Raw genomic sequence first — 19,816 nt, forward strand, 5'->3', positions numbered from 1 at the left:
GCCGGTAGTTCGCAACCCATTTACGAAGATAGGCGCTGTATCCGAACCCGTATCAGAACTATTAAGATAGCCAACCGCCATTACTTCACGGATCGCTTCGCCATGCCGGCAGCTCCCGAATGACCCAACTCTGGATAAGTCTTGCAATCGGCACGGTGATGCTTGCCGTCATCGTCCTGCTAATCTGGCGCGAGCGCGGTTTGTGCAAGCAGCTCGACGAGTACCGTGAGCTGCTGACCCGCGCCGCCGATGGCCAGAACATTCATCAGGACGGCGACGTCGAGCGCTTCAAGCGCAGCCAGTATTTTGCGCGCATCGGCACCTGGGACTGGGAGGTCGACACCGATCGGTTGTATTGGTCGGACGCGATCTACGGCATGTTTGGCTTCAAGATCGGCGAAATCACTCCGTCCTATGCATTGTTCTGTTCCTGCGTACACCCGGACGACCGCGTCAGGGTTCGCGCCGGTGAATTGCGCTGCCTGGAAACCGGGGAAAATCACGACGAGGAGTACCGCGTGGTCTGGCGCGACGGCACGATTCGCTGGCTAAGGGAAACCGGCAATGTGGTGAAAAACGACCACGACGCAGTGATCAAAATGATGGGCGTAGTGCGCGACATCACTGAAGAAAAAGCCTCCGCCAGTTACCTCCAGCATCTCGCCCATTTCGATCCGTTGACCGGCCTGCCCAATCGTCTGGTGCTGGAGGAGCGGCTGTCGGAAGCGCTGGATCAGGCGCGCCAGAGCAGCACTCGGGTGGCGCTGGTGTTTGTCGATCTCAACGGGTTCAAAAACATCAACGACCGCTACGGTCACGCCGCTGGCGACCGCGTATTGATCACCACCGCCACACGCCTGCAACGCATCCTGCGCGCGACCGACACCGTCGCGCGTATCGGCGGCGACGAATTCGTGGTGGTACTGCAAGGACTGATGCCGGGCCTTGACCTGCAGGATGAAGCCCGCAGTATCTGTCAGAAAATCTTCATCGAACTGTCCCCACCGATCAGCATCGGCAACGACCAGCGCCACATCGGAACCAGCCTGGGCGTCGCGGTGTTTCCCGATCATGCGTCGACCATGGACAGGCTTTTGCACATCGCCGATCTGGCAATGTATGAGGCCAAGCGCAGTGGGAATAATCAGTATCGGTTGGGAGGGCAAAGCCCTGCGCATTTAAAGGCGCAAGGCTTTTGAATCGCGGACTTAACGCTCGACCGGTTGCATCTCGACAATCGTCCCGTTGGTGATCATCACCATCACGTACTTGTCGTTGATTTGCACCCACTGCGCCTGTTCGACCGGTGCTTTCAAGCCTTTCTGCTTCCAGTTTTTCAACGCTTTCTCGCTGCGCTGATAAACGTCGGGAGCACGGTCATTGGCCTTCAGCTCACGGTCGCTGACCGGGGATTGCACGGCGGGTTCGCTTGAGGTTTGCGCCGCTTGAACAAGTGGGCTGATCCCGGCAATGCCGGCGACGAGGGCCAGGCTGGCGATTAGGGTTTTGCTGTTCATCGGTGAACCTCTTGAGATGGCTGATACCTGAACTCCGACTGCTGAGATCTGGAAACATTCCTTGTTTTTGCGCGTGTGGATCAGAAGATAGCCGTCGTCAGCCACGCCGCCATCGCCAGCAGGCTGGCTCCCACAGGTTTATCAATTGCCTGAAGGGATTGATCCGCTTTGCACATCAATCCATGCCAACAATGCAATTAACATATTGTTACACCTGCGCCACCATCCGCCTCAATAAAAACCGTGCGCCGCCCTCCCGTAGCGCACGTCATAAAAGCGGTGGAGTACTTTTCTATGACAGCCTCAATCCCACACGGTGGCTCGTGGGCCGGCGCCATTTTCCGGGTGACCTCGGGCAACTTCCTCGAACAGTTCGACTTCTTTCTGTTCGGTTTCTACGCCACGCAGATCGCGGCGGTGTTCTTTCCGGCGAGCAGTGAATTCGCCTCCCTGATGATGACTTTTGCAGTGTTCGGCGCAGGCTTTTTGATGCGTCCGCTGGGGGCCATCGTGCTGGGTGCGTACATCGATGACGTCGGTCGACGCAAGGGTTTGATCGTCACCCTGTCGATCATGGCCAGCGGCACGATATTGATTGTGCTGGTGCCCGGATACGAAACCATCGGTTTGTTCGCCCCGGCGTTGGTGTTGATCGGGCGCTTGCTGCAAGGCTTCTCGGCCGGTGCAGAACTGGGCGGGGTTTCGGTGTATCTCGCTGAGATCGCCACGCCCGGTCGCAAAGGTTTTTTCACCGCTTGGCAGTCCGCCAGCCAGCAAGTGGCGATCATTGTCGCGGCAGGCTTGGGCTACGGCCTGAACGCCTGGATGGCGCCGGACGTGATTGCCGATTGGGGCTGGCGCATTCCGTTTTTCGTTGGTTGCATGATTGTGCCGTTCATTTTTTTCCTGCGCCGGAATCTGGCGGAAACCGAAGAGTTCGCCGCACGCAAACATCGTCCGAGCATGAAAGAAGTGTTCCGCACGTTGGGTCAAAACTGGGGCGTGGTGCTCGGCGGGATGTTGATGGTCGCGCTGACCACCACGGCGTTCTACCTGATCACCGTGTACGCGCCGACCTTCGGCAAAACCGTGCTGCACCTGAGCACGTCCGATGCGTTGCTGGTGACCCTGCTGGTCGGTGTATCGAACTTCTTCTGGTTGCCGATTGGCGGCATGTTGTCCGACCGCATCGGCCGTCGTCCGGTGCTGATCGCCATGTCGCTGCTGGCGCTGGCCACGACTTACCCGGCGCTGTCCTACCTGGTGCAGGCGCCGAGCTTCAGCCACATGTTGCTGTCGTTGCTGTGGCTGTCTTTTATCTACGGCCTGTACAACGGCGCGATGATTCCGGCGCTCACCGAGATCATGCCGGTGGAAGTCCGGGTCGCGGGTTTCTCGCTGGCCTACAGCCTGGCCACGGCGATTTTCGGCGGGTTCACGCCAGCAATGTCGACTTTCCTGATCCAGTACACCGGCGACAAAGCCGCGCCGGGTTACTGGATGAGCATCGGTGCGCTGTGTGCATTGCTCGCCACGCTGTACCTCTATCGCCGCGCGGGCGGCCGTCTGCAACCCGTTGCGGCATAAGGAGCCTTCAACATGAAAAAACTATTCAACCTCACCGCCCTCGCCCTTTTGGCTTTCAGCGCTTTGGCGCACGCCGAAGAGGTGCGGGTGATGACCTCGGGCGGCTTCACTGCTGCCTATAAAATCCTCGGGCCGAAATTCGCCGCCGCGACGGGCAATACGCTCGACACCCAGCTCGGTCCATCGATGGGCAAGGCACCGGAGGCGATCCCCAATCGTCTCGCACGCGGTGAACACGCAGACGTGGTGATCATGGTCGGCTACGCCCTCGACGATCTGATCAAGCAAGGCAAAGTCGATCCGGCTTCGCGGGTTGAGCTAGCTGATTCGCGGATCGGCCTGGTGGTGCGCGAAGGCGCGCCGAAGCCAGACATCAGCAACGTCGAAGCCTTGAAGAAAACCCTGCTCGACGCGCAGTCGGTGGCCTACTCCGACAGCGCCAGCGGCGTGTACATCGAGCAACAGTTGTTCAAGAAACTCGGGATCGAAGATCAACTGAAGCCGAAGGCCAAGATGATCGCGAAAATCCCGGTGGGTTCGGTGGTCGCCACCGGTGATTATCAATTGGGCTTCCAACAGGTCAGCGAATTGTTGCCGGTGCCGGGGGTGAGTTTTGTCTCGAAGATTCCGGAATCGGTGCAGTCAGTGACGCGCTTCGCTGCCGGGATTCCGGTGGGTGCGCAGCATCCAGCCGAAGCCAAAGCGTTGCTCGCCTACCTCGCCGCACCCGCCGCCCAGGCTGACGTGCAGGCTACCGGGCTGGATTCGGTCAAGCACTGATCGTTGGCGGCTGGACTTTCATTTCCACCACCAGCCGCTCCAGCTCCAATGCCGCCGGGGTCAATGTGCGACCCCGGCGCTTGATGATGCCGACACTGCGCATCACTTGCGGATCGGTCAGCGGCACGCGCGTCAGGATCGGATGATCCGGCCCCGGCAGCGCCATCAGCGGCACAGCTGCCACACCCAACCCCGCCTCCACCAGACCAATCATCGTCGTCACATGCCGGGTTTCGCAGATGCTCTGGCGCTGCGGCACCACGCTGCTCAGCGCCTGATCGAGCAAAAAACGATTGCCCGAAGTCTTGTCCAGCGAGATGTAATCCTGCTGATAAAACTCGTCCCACGTCACGCTGCTACGCCCGGCCAACGGATGATCACGGCGGCACGCGACGACGTAGCACTCCTGCACAAGCGGTTCGAAGTCGACTTTGGCATCCTGTGTGCCCAAAAAACTCAAACCGAAATCCGCCTCGCCATTGACCACGGCGCTCAGTACATCGTGAGCGCTGGAGTCGAGCACTTTGACTTTGATCCGCGGGAATTGCCGGTGGTAATGGGCGACCACGCGCGGCATGAAGTAATACGCCGCCGAGGGTACGCAGGCGACCGTGACGTGACCCAAGCGGGTCGAAGCCACTTCGCTGATACCGAGCAACGCCACGTCGAGATCATCCAGCAAGCGCTCGACACTCGGCATGAATCCCCGTCCGGCCTGGGTCAGGCTGACCTTGCGCGTGGTGCGTTCGAACAGCTTCACACCGAGGGCGTCTTCGAGTTTCTCGATGCGTCGGCTCAGTGCTGGCTGCGACAGGCGCACGGTGTCGGCGGCCTTGCGGAAACTGCCCTGCTCGACCACCGCGCGAAAGGCTTGCAGGTCGTTGAGGTCGAAGTTGATGGCCATGGCGGAGACTCGAAAGATTGATTCGCTGAGGCTATAAATGTAACCAATTGATGCAATTTATTACAGGCTCGATGAAGATCGCCCTTATCCTTGTCACCCCCGCCGTACCGCTGTCAGGAGTCAATCAATGCCCCATGAAGGCAATCTGTTACAAGCCGCTGTCGTGTTTCTGTTCGCCGCCGTGCTCACCGTGCCCTTGGCCAAACGTCTGCAACTGGGCGCTGTGCTCGGTTATCTGTTTGCCGGGGTCATCATCGGCCCGTCGGTGCTGGGCCTGATCGGCAATCCGCAGAGCGTGGCGCATATCTCTGAGTTGGGCGTGGTGTTGCTGCTGTTCATCATCGGCCTTGAGCTGTCGCCGCGACGGTTGTGGGTGATGCGCAAGTCGGTGTTTGGCGTGGGTCTGGCACAGGTGCTACTGACCGCCTCGGTGATCGGCGTGCTGGCGTTGTCGGTCTTCGGGCAGCCGCTGAACAGTGCGATTGTGCTGGGCCTCGGTCTGGCGCTGTCGTCCACCGCGTTCGGCCTGCAAAGCCTGGCCGAACGCAAGGAGCTGACCAGCCCCCACGGACGTCTGGCCTTCGCGATTCTGCTGTTCCAGGACATCGCTGCGATACCGTTGATCGCGCTGGTGCCGATGCTCGCGGGTGTCGATCACCACACCAGCACCGCTGACGATGTGCGTCACAGTTTGCAGGTGCTCGGCGGCATTGCCGTGGTGGTGGTCGGCGGGCGCTATCTGTTGCGTCCGGTGTTCCGCGTGGTGGCGAAAACCGGCTTGCCGGAAGTGTCGACCGCCACGGCGTTGCTGGTGGTGATCGGCACGGCGTGGTTGATGGATCTGGTCGGTGTGTCAATGGCGCTGGGGGCGTTTCTGGCCGGTTTGCTGCTGGCGGATTCAGAGTATCGCCATGAACTGGAAGCGCAGATCGAACCGTTCAAAGGCCTGCTGCTCGGGCTGTTTTTCATCAGCGTCGGCATGGGCGCCAATCTCGGTCTGTTGCTCAGTGCGCCGATCACTGTGCTCGGGCTGACGCTGCTGTTGATTGGCTTGAAGCTGCCGCTGTTGTTTTTGGTGGGGCGTCTGGCCGGCGGGCTGAACAAGATCAGTGCCATACGCCTCGGCATCGTGTTGGCAGCGGGCGGTGAGTTTGCCTTTGTGGTGTTCAAGATCGGTCGCGATCAGGGTCTGTTCGAACCGCGTTTGTACGACTTGCTGGTGCTGACCATCACTCTCTCGATGGCGGTGACGCCATTGTTGCTGTTGATCTGCGCGCGACTGGTCAGCCCCAAGGTGCAACCGGTGGAAGTGCCGGAGAAGTTCCGCGAGATCGACACCGACGCCCCGCGCGTGGTGATCGCCGGCATGGGGCGGATGGGCCAGATCGTTGCGCGTATTCTGCGCGCGCAGAACATCAAGTTCGTGGCACTGGACACCTCGGTGGAAACCATCGAACTGTCGCGCAGCTTCGGTGGCGTGCCGGTGTTCTACGGCGACCCGATGCGCCCGGAAATCCTCAATGCGGCCAAGGTCGGCGAGGCGGAATATTTTGTGATTGCCACGGATGATCCGGAGACCAACATCAAGACCGCCGAGATTGTCCGCAAGCTTTACCCGCACATGAAAATCATCGCCCGGGCACGTAACCGTCAGCACGTTCACCGCTTGGTGGATGTCGGCGCTGAAGCGATTCGTGAGACCTATTACTCCAGTCTGGAAATGAGCCGGCGCACACTGGTCGGCCTCGGCCTGACCCAGGCGCAGGCCGATGCGCGGATCAAGCGCTTCAAACACCATGACGAACAGGTGCTGGAGGCACAACACGCGGTCTACGATGACGCCGCCAAAGTCCTGCAAACCGCCCAGGAAGCCCGGGCGGAACTGGCGCGGTTGTTTGAGTCGGATCAGCTGGAAGAGGAATCGCGCAAGGCCTGAGTCTTACTCAAATCCCAATGTGGGAGCGAGCCTGCTCGCGAAAGTGCTGTGTCAGCCAACACTTCGACAACTGACAGATTGCCTTCGCGAGCAGGCTCGCTCCCACAGGGGATGGTGGACTCAGGTCAGGCCATTTCCAGCTCGAGTTCCTGCTTGACCGGGGCAGTCTCAAACCGATCCGCCAGAAACGGCGTGATGTCCAGCGGCAACGGCTCGTCGTTGACCAGTTTGTCCAGCAGCACGCCGGTAATCGCCGAGGTCAGAATCCCGGTGCGGAAGTGCCCGCAGGCATTCAGATAACCCTCCACCCCACGCATCGGCCCGAGGATCGGCAACTCATCCGGCGAGCCCGGACGCAACCCGGCCCAGGTGCGTTTCAGGTTGACGTATTTGAGCTCCGGCAGACAACGCACCGCGCCCTGCACCAGCCCGGCGATTTCCGGGTAGGTGGTGGTGACGTCGAAGCCTTTGTCTTCGGTGGTGCTGCCAATCAGGATCTCGCCGTTGTCCTTTTGCGCCACGTAGCAATCGCTCGTGGTCAGGCAGCCGTTGAGGATTTTCGGCATGCGCTCGGTCAGCAGAATCTGGCCTTTCACCGGCTTTACCGGAATGCGAACGCCGGTGGCCCACTCGCTCAAATCCGCCGCCCAGGCACCACCGGCGTTGATCAGCGTCTTGCAGTGGAACACGCCCTCCTCGGTGGTCTGTACGCCGGTCACACGAGTGCCGTGATGCAACACGCCGGTGACGTTGGTGTTGACGAAAATGTCGACGCCATTCTGCCGCGCCCCTTCCATGTAGGCATCGGCGAGGCGGAACGGGCTGACCTGGTGATCGCAGAGAAACTCCAGCGCCCCGCGTGCTTCATGGCTGACGCTCGGTTCGGCTTCGCGCAGCGCGGCTTGATCGAGCCAGCGCACCTGATCGGCCAGATGCGGAATGCAGCCGACGATGTGCTCGGCGTAGAGCCGATCCTCGTCGTCATAAATCACGAATTTCAGCCCGGTCTTTTCGAACTTGAAATCCATGCCGTGGTTGTCTTTCAACTCACGGTGCAGCGCCGGGTACAGCGCGTTGGATTGCAAGGCGAAATCGAAAAACGACTCCGGCAGAATGTGCGGTGTGCTGGCGTCCACCGCCACCGCCGCGCCTTGGGTTTCACGCTTGCGGTTAGCCGACATCATGCGAAAGAAAATCACCCCACAGCCAAGCCCTACCGACTCGCCGATCGCCCATAACCCACCGGCCGACGCACGGGTCGCGTTGCCCGGGCGCTTGGCGTCGATCAGTGCAACCTTGAGCTCTTTGCGTTTGGACAATTGATAGGCGCAGGACGCCCCGATCACACCGCCGCCGGCGATGATCACGTCGTAGAACTTACTCATGGGAAGCGGCCTCCGTGCCGACATTCTGGAACGCGGAAAAAGGGATCGGATCAATCGGGAAGCGCGGGCGCAGCCAACCGACATCTTTGCGCCCGGTGGCCTGGCGCAAACGGTCGCTGCAATAGCCGACGCACATGCGACCCTGGCAATCGCCCATGCTCACGCGGGTACGCATTTTCAGGCTGGCGATGTCTTGCACGCCTTGCTCCAGCGCCCGGTCGATATCGGCGCGGGTCGCGTGTTCGCAACGGCAGATCACCGTGTCGGCGGCCGGCAATGCAGTCTGGCCGACGCCGCGTTCGGTGTAGCGATCGACTGCCGCGCGGAAACGCACGATGGCTTTCAGTTTGCCCAGATACCGGTCGCGGCGTACCCGCGCCAGCTCCTCTTCAAGCACACCACGTTGCAGCAGGATCGACGTCGCCGCGATCTTGCCCGCGAGCATCGCCGCTTCACCACCGCGAATCCCGCCCATGTCACCGGCAAGATGCACATGCGGCTCGTTGCTTTGCTGCCAGATGTTCGAATTGGCGCGCAGATAACCGTCATCGCTGAAGCCATGATCCAGGCCCATCTGCTGACTGAGTTGCGTGCGCGGAATGAAGCCGTAACCGACCGCCAGCGTCTTCGCTTCAAAGCGTTCGACGCGGGACAGGTCCGGCTCCCAGGTGGCCGAGTACGGTGCGACGCTGACGCTTTTCAGCTCGCCCTCACCGCGGGCTTCGACCACGCCCCAGCCGTAGTTCATCGCGATGCCGTGCAGTTTCAGGTAGGCGAGCATGCTCAAGCCATCGAGGAACAGTTGCGGCTTGTTCAGCAGCGCCAGGCTTTCGCGGGCGATCTTGCCGAACGCGCAGGCCTCATACACGCCCGCGACTTTGACGCCTGAGGCATGAAGCTGTGTCGCCACCAGCGGCAGTAACGGCCCGGTGCCGGCAATGATCACCGGCCCTTGCGGCTTGACCACGCCACTCTTGATTTGCAGTTGCAAACCGCCAAGCAGAATCACCCCCGGCAAGGTCCAGCCGGGAAACGGCACGCTGCGTTCGTGGCAACCGGCAGCCAGCAGCAATTGCGGATACTCGATTTCGTGCAGTTGCTCGTCGCCGTCCAGCACCACCAGCGCACGGGTGCCTTCGGCGCCGACCACGCGATGGTTGAGGTGCACGTCGATCAGCCCGGATTGTTCCTGGAATTCGCCGTGCAGTTTGCCCAATGCTTCGGAGTAACGCGGCCCCAGATAATCCAGCTGCACGCCGTCGCGCAACGGCCCGCGATAGACCACGCCGCCGAGTCGCGAGGCTTCTTCCAGCAGCGTACAACGTACGCCGTGGCGCGCCAGTTCGATGGCCGCCGCCATCCCCGCCGGTCCACCGCCGACGATGACCGGTTGCAGGCTCATACAACCTCCTGCGCGGCGACGCGGTTGACCTGGGTTTCAATCTGCATGCCGTCACGCACGACGGTCTGGCAGGCGCGGCGTTTGTGGCGACCGTTGATTTTCACCAGGCAGCACTGGCACACGCCCATGCCGCAGTAGGCGCCGCTGATCTGGTCATGATCGTTGCGTGCAATCTGGCGCACACCGAGGGATTGAATAACGCTGAGGACGGTTTCGCCGATGGCGGCGGTGACCGGTTGACCGTTGATGTGGACGGTCATATCCGCCTGCGCCAAAGGCTGGATATCGAAGGTTCGTTCTAGGCAGTGCATTGCGGTGTTCATCCGTGAAGATTCAGTTGAGGTTGTGTCAGCTCCTTGCTGCACTACGCCTCGTCGACGCATTTTTTACTGTGATTAGCGCGTCGGCGCGGGTACTTCGTCAGCGCAACAAGGTGCGCGAGAAGCACTGTAGTTCATACCTCAGCAAAGGCCTGGAACATTTACGTTAGGTGATAGCGCCAACGGAAATATTGATCCAGGCCAGTGAAACAGCCGGATTGTTAAACGATCAGTTGGAGAAAACGAACTGGCCTTTGATCTTTTTCGCGCCAATCAAGGCGAGATCCGGGAACAGCAGCGATTTGACCCAGGCGGCGTAGAACATCATAGCCAGCGTGAAAACCACGCCGAGCACAGTCGACACCGGCTCTTCGCTGTAGCCTACAAACATGCGCGGAACCTGGCTGATCGTGAAAGTGACATAGATCGTGTAAACCACCGCGATCCCCTTGTAGAAGCCCCACGCAAACAACAGCGGAATGACGCCGATAATCAGCATCATGGCCAAAGCCATAGCGATGCCACCATCGTTGATTTGAACAAATCCAGCCAGCATACCGATCAGCCCCAGAATGCCCGTCAGCACCACCAGGAAGGTCACTTTGCCTGAATGTCGTTTTCTAAGGGTCGGGTCCGGGCGCCCCCCGATCCACGCCGCCAACACTCGATCCTTGACCTTGCCACCGGACAGCGCGTTGAAGGTTTCAGTCTTGGACCGGCCGGCGTCGAGCATCTCGATCAGTTGCCGCTTGATTTCCCGCTTGTTCAACTCATTCATCCTTAAACGTGCGAGCAACGGCCGACCCGTTGCCGCCGGCGATTCTCGCCGCTGGCCCCGCAGAAAGCAAAAAGCCGCTACCACCTGAAGGTGGTAGCGGCCGAGGCAAAAGCCCCAATAGAGCAATCAGTGCACGAACAGGGCGATCAGGATAATGATCGGGATCGGTACGCCGAGGAAAAACAGCAGTAATGAGCGCATGGTGATTCTCCCTTTTTAACGGACTGGAGGCACAGTGGTGGTAGTGGTGTAGGTATCGACTTCAACGTACTCGACCGCATCCCGACGACGACCGCCGTAGGTTGCCGCGAGACTGGCGAAGAAGGCACCGGCCAACAGCGCGATGAACATCCACAGCGAGGTCAAGGCTGCAACTTTGGCGGCGGTGTCGGCAGCTTGTTGGGCTTTCAGCTTGGCGTCGGCGATGGCTTTCTGGGTGCGGGCATACACTTCGTCGACACGACGCTCAGCGTCCGCCTGACTCAGGTTGGTACGTTGCGCTACCAGTTGCGCGAGGTAGGTGCGGTCTTCGGCGCTGAGCTGACCGTTGGCCAGGCTTTGGGTAAAGATTCGCGCTACTGCACCATGGGCGGCGTCATCACTGACAGACGCCGGACGGTCATCGCGGAACAGGTTGTCGATGTAATAACCGTACTGGTTGCTGTCAGTGTTCGCCGCTGCGGAACCGGCTGCCTGGGTCACAGCGCTTGCTGCACCACCGACCACACTGGCACCGGCCTGAACGCCACCGCTGATTACGCTGCTGACCGAGCCGACCACCAGAATCGCGGTTACCAGTGTGGCCACGCACCACGCCAGGAACCCATGAGCGGTGTCGCGGAAATACACTTCGTCACCGTGCATGTTCGCCCATTTCACTCGCAGGCGACCGGCAATATAGCCACCCAGACCGGAAGCAATGATTTGCGTCGCCGCCAGCCAGACAATCGTCGTAATACCCAAGCCCTTGGCGCTGATGCCCTCACCGGCCCATGGTGAAACCGCAGAGAATCCCAAACCGAAGCCGAGCAGCACCAAAATCATCGACAGTGCTGCGGCCGCCGCCGCACCCGCGAAAATCGCGCCCCAGGACACGCCTGAGACGTTGCTCGACTCTCCTTCGTAGGCAGGATAAAACCCATCAGAGGATCTATTCATTGTTGTAGTGCTCCAGGCATGAAAAATGGTGTTACAACTCGTCGAAACATGAATTGCAGTGACCGTGCCAGTCGCCAAGAATTAATAAGTCATTAAATTTCAACAAGTTAAAAAAGATGAACTTCTTAGGACGTTGCAATTTGCAAAGTGCAGCCGATTTCAGCGGGTTTTATGCATTGGCATCGATTGCAGCAGGCGTCGACATTTGCATGTGCCATAGCCCGAAGATGAAAGTTAATTTAAAGCGCCGCGGAAAATTCTTGGCAAAATGCTGCCATTCCGTTTGAACCGATCAAGGCCTGCCCTATGACTCGCATATTGACCATCGAAGACGACGCCGTGACCGCCCGGGAAATCGTCGCCGAACTCAGCAGCCACGGCCTCGACGTTGACTGGGTCGACAATGGCCGCGAAGGCCTCGACCGTGCCGTGAGCGGCAACTACGACCTGATTACCCTCGACCGCATGCTGCCGGAGCTCGATGGTCTGGCCATCGTCACCACCCTGCGCACCATGGGCGTGGCGACGCCGATCCTGATGATCAGCGCCCTCTCCGATGTCGACGAGCGCGTGCGCGGCTTGCGTGCCGGTGGCGACGATTACCTGACCAAACCCTTCGCCACCGACGAGATGGCCGCGCGGGTCGAAGTGTTGCTGCGCCGGCAGAACAGCGGCGCCACTCAAGCGACGACGTTGCGGGTGGCGGATCTTGAGCTGGATCTGATCAGCCACGAAGCACGCCGCGCCGAGCAGGTGCTGACGCTGCTGCCGACCGAATACAAATTGCTGGAATTCCTGATGCGCAACAGCGGACAGATTCTGTCGCGGATGATGATTTTCGAAGAAGTCTGGGGTTATCACTTCGACCCCGGCACCAACCTGATCGACGTGCACATCGGCCGTTTGCGCAAGAAGATCGACGCGGCGGGCAACGTTCCGCTGATCCGCACGGTACGGGGCTCGGGTTATGTCATTGCCGAACCCGTCTGACGGCTGGCGCTCCTCCAGCAGCCGCTTGCTGGCGCTGTACAGTTCGCTGTTCGTGGCGTGGAGCGCGATCCTCATGGGGGTCATGTACTACGAGGTTTCCGGCTACCTCGACAACCTCGCCAAACATTCGCTGATGCAACGTCAGCACCTGTTTTCGCACTTTCGCGGCCAGCAACTCGATGAAGCGCTCGCCGCGAGCATGACCTTCGATATTCGCGGCATCGACGCTTACGGTCTGTTCGACGCCGAGGGCCGCTACCTCGGTGGCGCCTTGCAACAACTGCCGGAAGGCCTGCCGCTGGACGGCAAGATCCACATGCTTTCCGAGTGCGCCGACTCCGACGATCCGACCCTGCCCGCCGACAGCTGCGATGCTGTCGCGACGCAAACCCGCGATGGTCGCTGGCTGGTGCTGCTGCGCGATAACGGCTCGCTGTTCGCCGTGACGCGGATCATTTTGCATGCGTTGTTCTGGGGCGTGTCGCTGACCATTCTTCCGGGGATCGCCGGTTGGCACTTGCTGCGGCGCCGCCCGTTGCGGCGCATTCGTGCGATTCAGGACAGAGCACAAGCCATTGTGGCCGGCGACCTGACCCAGCGTTTGCCGCTATCCAACCGCCGCGATGAACTGGACATGCTCGCCGCCATCGTCAACGCGATGCTGGAGCGCATCGAGCGCCTGATGAATGAGGTCAAAGGCGTCTGCGACAACATCGCCCATGATCTGCGTACCCCGCTCACCCGCTTGCGCGCGCAGTTATATCGCATGCAACAACAGGCCGGTGAAGGTTCCCAGGAAGCCGCGCAACTGGATCTGGTACTGGCCGAGGCGGATACGCTGATGGCGCGGTTTCGGGGTTTGTTGCGGATTTCCGAGCTGGAGGATCGTCAGCGCCGTTCAGGGTTTGTCGAACTGGACCCCGTGTTGCTGCTCGAAGAACTTCACGAGTTTTACCTGCCGCTGGCCGAGGAAGGCGAGCTGCGCTTCGAACTGAACATGCCGGAGACCTTGCCGCCGCTCAATGGTGATCGGGCGTTGTTGTTCGAGGCCTTGGCGAATCTGCTGAGCAACTCGATCAAATTCACGCCCGCCGGCGGCACGGTGATTTTGCGTGGAGTGAATGATGCCGGGCACACGCGGATTGAAGTACACGACTCAGGCCCGGGGATTCCCGAAGCCGAACGCGAGGCGGTGTTCCAGCGTTTCTATCGTGCCGAGGGCGGGCAGCCGCAAGGTGGTTTTGGCCTGGGATTGTCGATTGTCGCGGCGATTGTCAGCTTGCACGGCTTCAGCCTGGAAGTGCGCAGCAGTGACTTGGGTGGGGCGAAACTGGTGCTGGATTGTCGGCAGAGCCTGATCGCCAACACCTGACCGCTCCTTGGAATGCAATCCCTGTAGGAGTGAGCCTGCTCGCGATAACGGTGTATCAGTCAAAGAAGATATCGACTGACCATGCGCCATCGCGAGCAGGCTCGCTCCTACATTGGATTGTGGCGTTCTTCAGGCCGGGTAATTGGCCCGAAGGGCCTCTAGGCCGCCCTGGTAGATGCCGCTGAACAACGCCACCACTTCCTCATCGCTCACGCCTTTGGCGGTGAAACGCCCCGACCACGTGACCCGTGCGCCCTGCCCTTGGGCTTCAACCTTGATCGTCGCCAGGTAATCGGTGGCCGGGAACGGTGCCTGTTCAATCGAATAGCTGTAGGTCCTGGCGGCGTTGTCGAACGTTTGCAGACGTTCAATCACCACGGCGCCATCGGCGGTTTGCAGGGTGCGTACACGCCCGCCGTCGCTGAGTTCGCTGTTGGGAATGAACGGCAGCCAGTCCGGCAGCGTGTTGAAGCCGCCGATCAATTGCCAGACCTGATCGGCCGAAGCCGGGATGTCGATGGTTGCGGATGCAGTTGCCATAAAAACGTCTCTCGTAAGGAATTCAGATTGTCAGGCTGTCGACCACACCACCGTCGACCCGCAAAGCGGCGCCGGTCGTGGCCGAGGACAGCGGTGAAGCGATGTAGGTCACCAGATGTGCGACCTCTTCGACATCGGCCACACGCTGGATGATCGAGGTCGGACGCGCCTTGCGCACAAAGGCATCGGCCTCATCGCGCAGGTTGCGGCCGGACTCGGCAGCGGCGTCCTTGAGCATCTCCTCCAGGCCATCGGTGAAAGTCGGCCCCGGCAGAATCGCATTGACCGTCACGCCGGTGCCAGCCAGACGTTTGGCCAAGCCATGGGACACCGCCAGATTGGCGCTTTTGGTCACGCCATAATTGATCATGTCGGCCGGCGTCGCCACCCCGGATTCCGAAGACAGGAAAATCACCCGGCCCCAGCCCTGCTCGACCATCGCCGGCACATAATGCCGCGACAGACGCACACCGGAAATCACGTTGACCTCATAGAAGCGCGCCCACTCGCTGTCCGGCGCGTCGAAGAAGTCGACGTCATTAAAGATGCCGAGGTTATTCACCAGAATGTCGGCTTTCGGTTCTGCGGCGAAGAGTTTCTCCGCGCCTTCGGCGGTGCCCAGATCCGCCGTCAAACCGCGCAACTGGGCGCCAGGCACCTTCTGACGAATGCTCGCCAGTGCCTGCTCGACCTTGGCCGTGTCGCGGCCGATCACCACCACCGTAGCGCCGGATTCAGCCAGCGACTGGCTGATGCCCAAACCGATACCAGCGGTGCTGCCGCTGACAATGGCGAGTTTTCCACTCAGATCAATCTTCATGCTTTCACCTCATCGATTGGCAATGGTGCACGTTCGGACACCAGTTTTGCGTCACGCATGGCCTGCCAGAAACCAGCAGGAATGGTCGCCGACAGTGCGGCCACGTCTTCGGCGATGCGACCCGGTTTGCTCGCACCGGGAATCACCGCTGCAACCGCTGGATGAGCCAGCGAAAATTGCAGCGCGGCGGCTTTCACATCAACGTTGTAAGCCGCAGCAATGCGTTTGATCTGCTCGACCCTGGCGACGATTTCGGGGTTGGCCTTCTGGTATTCGAAGTGCGCGCCACCGGCCAGGATGCCTGAGCTGTAAGGGCCGCCAACGACGATTTCAACGTTTTGCGCCAGCGCCGCCTCCATCAGGCGTTGCAATGGACGTTCGTGGTCGAGCAGCGTGTAGCGCCCCGCGAGCAGGAAACCGTCCGGCTGCGCCTCGGTCAGATCCAGCGTCAACTCGCACGGCTCGACCTTGTTCACGCCCAGGCCCCAGCCCTTGATCACGCCTTCTTCACGCAAACGGGTCAGCACTTTGAACGCGCCGGTGCGGGCCTGATTGAAATATTCCAGCCATTGATCGCCGTAGAAATCCTGAGCAATGTCGTGCACCCAGACAATGTCGAGACGGTCGGTTTGCAGGCGCTTGAGGCTGTCCTCGATTGAACGCAGGGTTGCGTCGGCGCTGTAGTCGTTGACGATCTTGTTCGGGCGACCGTGTTCGAACACCCCGCTCTTCTCGCCCAGATCGCGGGCAGCGGCGTCTTCGACTTCATCGAGAATCACCCGGCCGACTTTGCTGCTCAGCACATAGTCGTCGCGCTTGTATTGTTTCAGTGCTTCACCGAGGCGGATCTCCGACAAACCCGAGCCGTAGAACGGCGCGGTGTCGAAGTAGCGCACACCGGCATCCCATGCGGCATGCACGGTGGCCTGCGCTTCTGCTTCGGGGATGGCGCGGAACATGTTGCCCAGTGGGGCGGTGCCGAAGCCCAGTTGGCCGGGCAGTTTGTCTTTCAAGCTCATTGGATTGTCCTCATTCGTTGCGTGGTCTGCGTGACCGTTGAGCAGATCCTAGATTGCGACACCGAGACCGTCCAAGACATAATGCGCAGCACTTGAGTCCCTAGAGGTCTAACATGATCGACATTCGCCAATTGCGCTACTTCGTCGCCGTCGCCGAGGAAGAGCACGTCGGCCGTGCTGCCGAGCGGTTGCATATTTCCCAGTCACCGCTGAGCCGGCAGATCGCCCAGCTCGAAGAGCGACTGGGCCTGACGCTGTTCGAGCGCAGCCAGCAACGCATTCGTCTGACCCGCGATGGCCAGACCTTCCTCGCTGAAACCCGCGCCCTGCTGACCCACGCCAATCGCCTGGAATCCCTCGGCAAGCGACTGGGCCGGGGCGAAGAAGGCGGGTTGTGCATCGGCTACATCGAAAACGCCATGCACGCCGGCGTCCTGCCCAATGCCTTGCGCGTGCTGCGGGTGGACCGGCCGAACGTACATGTCGCGCTGTACAACCTCAGTTCCGCCGAGCAACTGGAAGGCTTGCGACAGCGTAGTCTCGATATTGCCTTGGTGAGTGAGCCGCCGACCGATGACGATCCGGATCTGCTCGGATTTCAGGTACTCGATGATCCGATGCTGTTGGCGTTGCCGGAACAGCATCCGTTAGCTGGCAAGGTCTCATTGAGTCCAGAGGATCTGGCCGATCAGGAATGGATCGGCGTGCAGCCACGGCAGGATGCGAGCGATGAGTTCGTCAGCGCGTGCATCCGTGCAGGCTTCACGCCAGATGTGCGGATGCAGGCGACCGAGCCGTTCACCGCGCTGGGGCTGGTGGCGTCGGGGTTGGGGATTGCCATGATCCAGAAGGGTTTGAGCCATAACGCCCCACCGGGAGTGGTGCTGCGCGAGGTGCCCTGGCTGGCGTTTACTACACCGCTGTGGGCGGCGTGGCACCGGATCAATTTGCGGCCGTTGGTGGAGACGTTTCGCAAAGTGCTGACAGGCACCGCCCCCTGACTTCAGGAATGACTGGTTTCACTACACTGAAGAATCCGCACATCGGAGGCTTTGGGCATGAACCGTAACGACCTGCGCCGCGTCGACATGAACCTGTTGGTGATTTTCGAAACGCTGATGTTCGAAAAGAACCTGACCCGCGCCGGGGAAAAACTGTTCCTCGGCCAACCGGCGGTCAGCGCTTCCCTCGCCCGTCTGCGCGATCTGTTCGACGATCCGCTGCTGGTGCGCAACGGCCGCACCCTCGAACCCACGCAACGGGCGCTGGCGATCCTCAAGGAGCTGCAACCGGCGATGGACACCATCTCGGGTGCCGTCAGCCGCGCCAAGGATTTCGACCCGCTGGCCAGCCGTGACGTGTTTCGCATCGGTCTGACCGACGACGCGGAATTCGGCCTGCTGCCGCCGCTGCTCAAACAGCTGCGCGAAGAAGCACCGAACGTGGTGGTGGTGATCCGCCGGGTGAATTTTCTGTTGATGTCGTCAATGCTCGCCACCGGGGAAATCTCCGTGGGCGTCAGTTACACCACCGAACTGCCGGCCAACGCCAAGCGGAAAAAGCTGCGCGATTTACGCTGCAAGATCCTCCGTGCCGACGACCGTCCCGGTGCGCTGACCCTCGACGATTACTGCGAGCGCCCGCATGCGCTGGTGTCGTTTTCCGGGGACCTGGGCGGGGCCATCGACAACGATCTGGCGCGGGTCAATCGCAGCCGTCGCGTGGTGCTGGCAGTGCCGCAATTCGCCGGGTTACGGGCGATTCTCGCCGGCACCGACATGCTCGCCACCGTGCCGGACTTTGCGGCGTGTGCACTGGTTGAAGGCAGCAACGGTTTGCGTGCCGACGACCCGCCGTTCGACATCGTCCCCTCGGAGCTGTCGATGGTCTGGAACGGTGTTAACGACAACGACCCTGCGGAACGTTGGTTGCGCTCGCTGATTGCCCATCACATGTCGGCTCCGCTGCCGCTGGAGGCGCACTGAACGCTTTGAAATTCGGGTCGACCTCGCGCAGATACACCGGCAGATCGGTCATCGGCGGCATCTGCGGAATCTCGAAATACATCTGGATCACCCAGCCACGGTGATAGCTGTTGTGGTTGATCACATGCAGGAAAATCGCCCCGGCGTTCATGCTGCCGCCGTCGCCGGAGACGAACTTGAAATCGATCTCGCGATTGAGTGAAGCCTCGGTCTGTTGCTGGCTCCAGGTGCTATACCAGCGATCGACGTCCTGCTGGGCCTGGCGCAATTCGCCGAGATCGGCGTGCACCAGATCATGGGAAGACTGAAAGCCATGGTCTCGCCCCTCAAGGTGCGCCTGCCAGATGCGGTCAACCACGTAGATGTGGTTCAAGGTGCCGATCAGGTTCTTGAAGATCGTTTTGCGCTCCTTGGTGATTTCCTCAGGAGGCAGTGCTTGGAGGCTGTCGAACAGGCGTTGATTGGCCCAGGATTTGTAATCAGCGAACAGGTGGGCAGTGGCCAGGTTGATCATCATTAGGCTCCGCAGGCACAAAAAGGCTGAGCCTAGGATAGCCCGAGTTGGCGCGGGCGCCGTGGGGCCTGATCGTCGGTCACGATCTACCCCACAGCAATCGTGGTGTGTCAGGTCTTGTGCAGGTGAAGCTGACCGGCGCTGTCGACTTTGACGCTGATCGCCTCGTAACTGGCCAATGTCGCATGCGACGTTTCGAGTGGATGCTGGTGCGTCGTGGTGATGATCATCAGCGGCGCGCCGGCGGCTTCGGCGGCCTGGATGCCGACGGTAGCGTCTTCGAAAATCAGGCAGTCGCGCGGTTCAAGTCCCAGGCGTTTGGCGGCCAGAATATAACCGGACGGATCGGGTTTCCCGGCCTTCACATCCTCGGCAGTGATCATCACCGCAGGCTCGGGAATGCCCGCCGCTGCCATCCGCCGCAAGGCCAGATCCCGCGGCGCCGAGGTGACCATGGCCCAGCGCTCGGCGGGCAGGCGCTTGAGAAACGCTGCCGCACCGGGAATCTCGACAATGCCTTCAACGTCGCCGATTTCCGCCTCGGTGATGAACGCCGCTTGTTCTTCGGCATTCACTCCCGGCAAGTTCAGGCGATTGATGGTGTCGATGGCCCGCGCGCCATGAATGGTCGGCAAAAACGATTCGACGTCCACGCCATGCCGCACGGCCCAGGCTGACCAGATCCGCTCGGCGGCGGCGATGGAATTGAGGACGGTGCCGTCCATGTCGAACAGGAACGCGCCGAACGCGCGGTCAAAAACACAATCGTGAGCAGACAAAGGGTCGCATCCTCTGGCAATGGCAGTCAG

20 protein-coding genes are annotated in these 19,816 nt (G+C 60.6%); 8 read left to right on the top strand and 12 right to left on the bottom strand.

The window, feature by feature from the left end; translation table 11 throughout:
• Positions 1 to 119: 119 nt before the first annotated feature.
• Positions 120 to 1,199, top strand: coding sequence for a diguanylate cyclase domain-containing protein (locus ACA043_RS17755; RefSeq protein WP_489880996.1), 1,080 nt, complete (start codon positions 120 to 122; stop codon positions 1,197 to 1,199).
• A gap of 9 nt (positions 1,200 to 1,208) precedes the next feature.
• On the opposite strand, the gene ACA043_RS17760 is transcribed toward ACA043_RS17755, so the two are convergent.
• Positions 1,209 to 1,517 (bottom strand): RcnB family protein, encoded by a 309-nt coding sequence (locus tag ACA043_RS17760; protein ID WP_497657564.1) that lies wholly within the window; start codon positions 1,515 to 1,517, stop codon positions 1,209 to 1,211.
• Between the two features lie 294 nt (positions 1,518 to 1,811).
• Here ACA043_RS17760 and ACA043_RS17765 point away from each other — a divergent pair, with 294 nt between their 5' ends.
• Both ACA043_RS17765 and ACA043_RS17770 read left to right on the top strand, forming a co-directional pair.
• Positions 1,812 to 3,104: an MFS transporter gene (locus ACA043_RS17765; protein ID WP_497657565.1), complete on the top strand. Its 1,293-nt coding sequence runs from the start codon at positions 1,812 to 1,814 to the stop codon at positions 3,102 to 3,104.
• Positions 3,105 to 3,116: 12 nt separating this feature from the next.
• On the top strand, positions 3,117 to 3,884 hold the full coding sequence (locus ACA043_RS17770) for a substrate-binding domain-containing protein (protein WP_497657566.1): 768 nt from the start codon (positions 3,117 to 3,119) through the stop codon (positions 3,882 to 3,884).
• On the opposite strand, the gene ACA043_RS17775 is transcribed toward ACA043_RS17770, so the two are convergent.
• Positions 3,874 to 4,788 carry a LysR family transcriptional regulator gene (locus tag ACA043_RS17775; protein ID WP_187678392.1) on the bottom strand — a complete coding sequence of 305 codons (915 nt, stop codon included), beginning with the start codon at positions 4,786 to 4,788 and terminating at the stop codon, positions 3,874 to 3,876. The genes ACA043_RS17770 and ACA043_RS17775 overlap by 11 nt on opposite strands.
• A 127-nt stretch (positions 4,789 to 4,915) precedes the next feature.
• Between ACA043_RS17775 and ACA043_RS17780 the strand changes: the two genes are divergently transcribed.
• Complete coding sequence (locus ACA043_RS17780) at positions 4,916 to 6,724, top strand: monovalent cation:proton antiporter-2 (CPA2) family protein (RefSeq protein ID WP_187678393.1); 1,809 nt, start codon at positions 4,916 to 4,918, stop codon at positions 6,722 to 6,724.
• A gap of 125 nt (positions 6,725 to 6,849) precedes the next feature.
• Here the strand turns inward: ACA043_RS17780 and hcnC are convergent, their stop codons facing one another.
• From hcnC to ACA043_RS17805, 5 genes are all read right to left on the bottom strand, one after another.
• The gene (hcnC, locus tag ACA043_RS17785; RefSeq protein ID WP_497657567.1) at positions 6,850 to 8,109 is read right to left on the bottom strand and encodes a cyanide-forming glycine dehydrogenase subunit HcnC; all 1,260 of its coding nucleotides are present in this window, start codon (positions 8,107 to 8,109) and stop codon (positions 6,850 to 6,852) included.
• Positions 8,102 to 9,511, bottom strand: coding sequence for a cyanide-forming glycine dehydrogenase subunit HcnB (gene hcnB, locus ACA043_RS17790; protein ID WP_497657568.1), 1,410 nt, complete (start codon positions 9,509 to 9,511; stop codon positions 8,102 to 8,104). The genes hcnC and hcnB overlap by 8 nt, the downstream gene beginning before the upstream one ends.
• Positions 9,508 to 9,822 (bottom strand): (2Fe-2S)-binding protein, encoded by a 315-nt coding sequence (locus ACA043_RS17795; protein ID WP_095190222.1) that lies wholly within the window; start codon positions 9,820 to 9,822, stop codon positions 9,508 to 9,510. Before ACA043_RS17795 ends, hcnB begins: the two co-directional genes overlap by 4 nt.
• A gap of 238 nt (positions 9,823 to 10,060) precedes the next feature.
• The gene (locus tag ACA043_RS17800) at positions 10,061 to 10,600 is read right to left on the bottom strand and encodes a hypothetical protein (RefSeq protein WP_401267596.1); all 540 of its coding nucleotides are present in this window, start codon (positions 10,598 to 10,600) and stop codon (positions 10,061 to 10,063) included.
• A 225-nt stretch (positions 10,601 to 10,825) separates the two neighbouring features.
• The gene (locus ACA043_RS17805; protein WP_401267595.1) at positions 10,826 to 11,767 is read right to left on the bottom strand and encodes a hypothetical protein; all 942 of its coding nucleotides are present in this window, start codon (positions 11,765 to 11,767) and stop codon (positions 10,826 to 10,828) included.
• A gap of 306 nt (positions 11,768 to 12,073) precedes the next feature.
• On the opposite strand from ACA043_RS17805, the gene ACA043_RS17810 reads away from it, so the two are divergent.
• Together ACA043_RS17810 and ACA043_RS17815 are read left to right on the top strand one after the other, a co-directional pair.
• Positions 12,074 to 12,757, top strand: coding sequence for a response regulator transcription factor (locus ACA043_RS17810; RefSeq protein WP_187678398.1), 684 nt, complete (start codon positions 12,074 to 12,076; stop codon positions 12,755 to 12,757).
• Entirely contained in the window at positions 12,735 to 14,129 is a 1,395-nt protein-coding gene (locus tag ACA043_RS17815) for a sensor histidine kinase (RefSeq protein WP_187678399.1), read from the top strand. The genes ACA043_RS17810 and ACA043_RS17815 overlap by 23 nt, the downstream gene beginning before the upstream one ends.
• Positions 14,130 to 14,258: 129 nt before the next feature.
• On the opposite strand, the gene ACA043_RS17820 is transcribed toward ACA043_RS17815, so the two are convergent.
• The 3 genes from ACA043_RS17820 to ACA043_RS17830 are packed head-to-tail and all read right to left on the bottom strand — an operon-like array spanning position 14,259 to position 16,508.
• Positions 14,259 to 14,669, bottom strand: coding sequence for an SRPBCC family protein (locus tag ACA043_RS17820; RefSeq protein ID WP_401267590.1), 411 nt, complete (start codon positions 14,667 to 14,669; stop codon positions 14,259 to 14,261).
• A gap of 22 nt (positions 14,670 to 14,691) precedes the next feature.
• Positions 14,692 to 15,489 (bottom strand): SDR family NAD(P)-dependent oxidoreductase, encoded by a 798-nt coding sequence (locus ACA043_RS17825; protein WP_401267587.1) that lies wholly within the window; start codon positions 15,487 to 15,489, stop codon positions 14,692 to 14,694.
• Positions 15,486 to 16,508, bottom strand: coding sequence for an aldo/keto reductase (locus ACA043_RS17830; protein ID WP_497657569.1), 1,023 nt, complete (start codon positions 16,506 to 16,508; stop codon positions 15,486 to 15,488). Before ACA043_RS17830 ends, ACA043_RS17825 begins: the two co-directional genes overlap by 4 nt.
• Before the next feature lie 113 nt (positions 16,509 to 16,621).
• On the opposite strand from ACA043_RS17830, the gene ACA043_RS17835 reads away from it, so the two are divergent.
• Both ACA043_RS17835 and ACA043_RS17840 read left to right on the top strand, forming a co-directional pair.
• Positions 16,622 to 17,509 (top strand): LysR substrate-binding domain-containing protein, encoded by an 888-nt coding sequence (locus ACA043_RS17835; RefSeq protein ID WP_187678403.1) that lies wholly within the window; start codon positions 16,622 to 16,624, stop codon positions 17,507 to 17,509.
• A gap of 57 nt (positions 17,510 to 17,566) precedes the next feature.
• Positions 17,567 to 18,493 (top strand): LysR substrate-binding domain-containing protein, encoded by a 927-nt coding sequence (locus ACA043_RS17840; protein WP_497657570.1) that lies wholly within the window; start codon positions 17,567 to 17,569, stop codon positions 18,491 to 18,493.
• Here the strand turns inward: ACA043_RS17840 and ACA043_RS17845 are convergent.
• Both ACA043_RS17845 and ACA043_RS17850 read right to left on the bottom strand, forming a co-directional pair.
• Positions 18,408 to 19,007: a DinB family protein gene (locus ACA043_RS17845; RefSeq protein WP_187678491.1), complete on the bottom strand. Its 600-nt coding sequence runs from the start codon at positions 19,005 to 19,007 to the stop codon at positions 18,408 to 18,410. The two genes, ACA043_RS17840 and ACA043_RS17845, sit on opposite strands and share 86 nt — an antisense overlap.
• A gap of 110 nt (positions 19,008 to 19,117) precedes the next feature.
• A complete protein-coding gene (locus tag ACA043_RS17850) occupies positions 19,118 to 19,786 on the bottom strand; it encodes an HAD family hydrolase (protein WP_489881004.1) in 669 nt (222 codons plus the stop codon).
• Positions 19,787 to 19,816: the final 30 nt, after the last annotated feature.

This window comes from Pseudomonas sp. LBUM1648 (genome assembly GCF_059716145.1).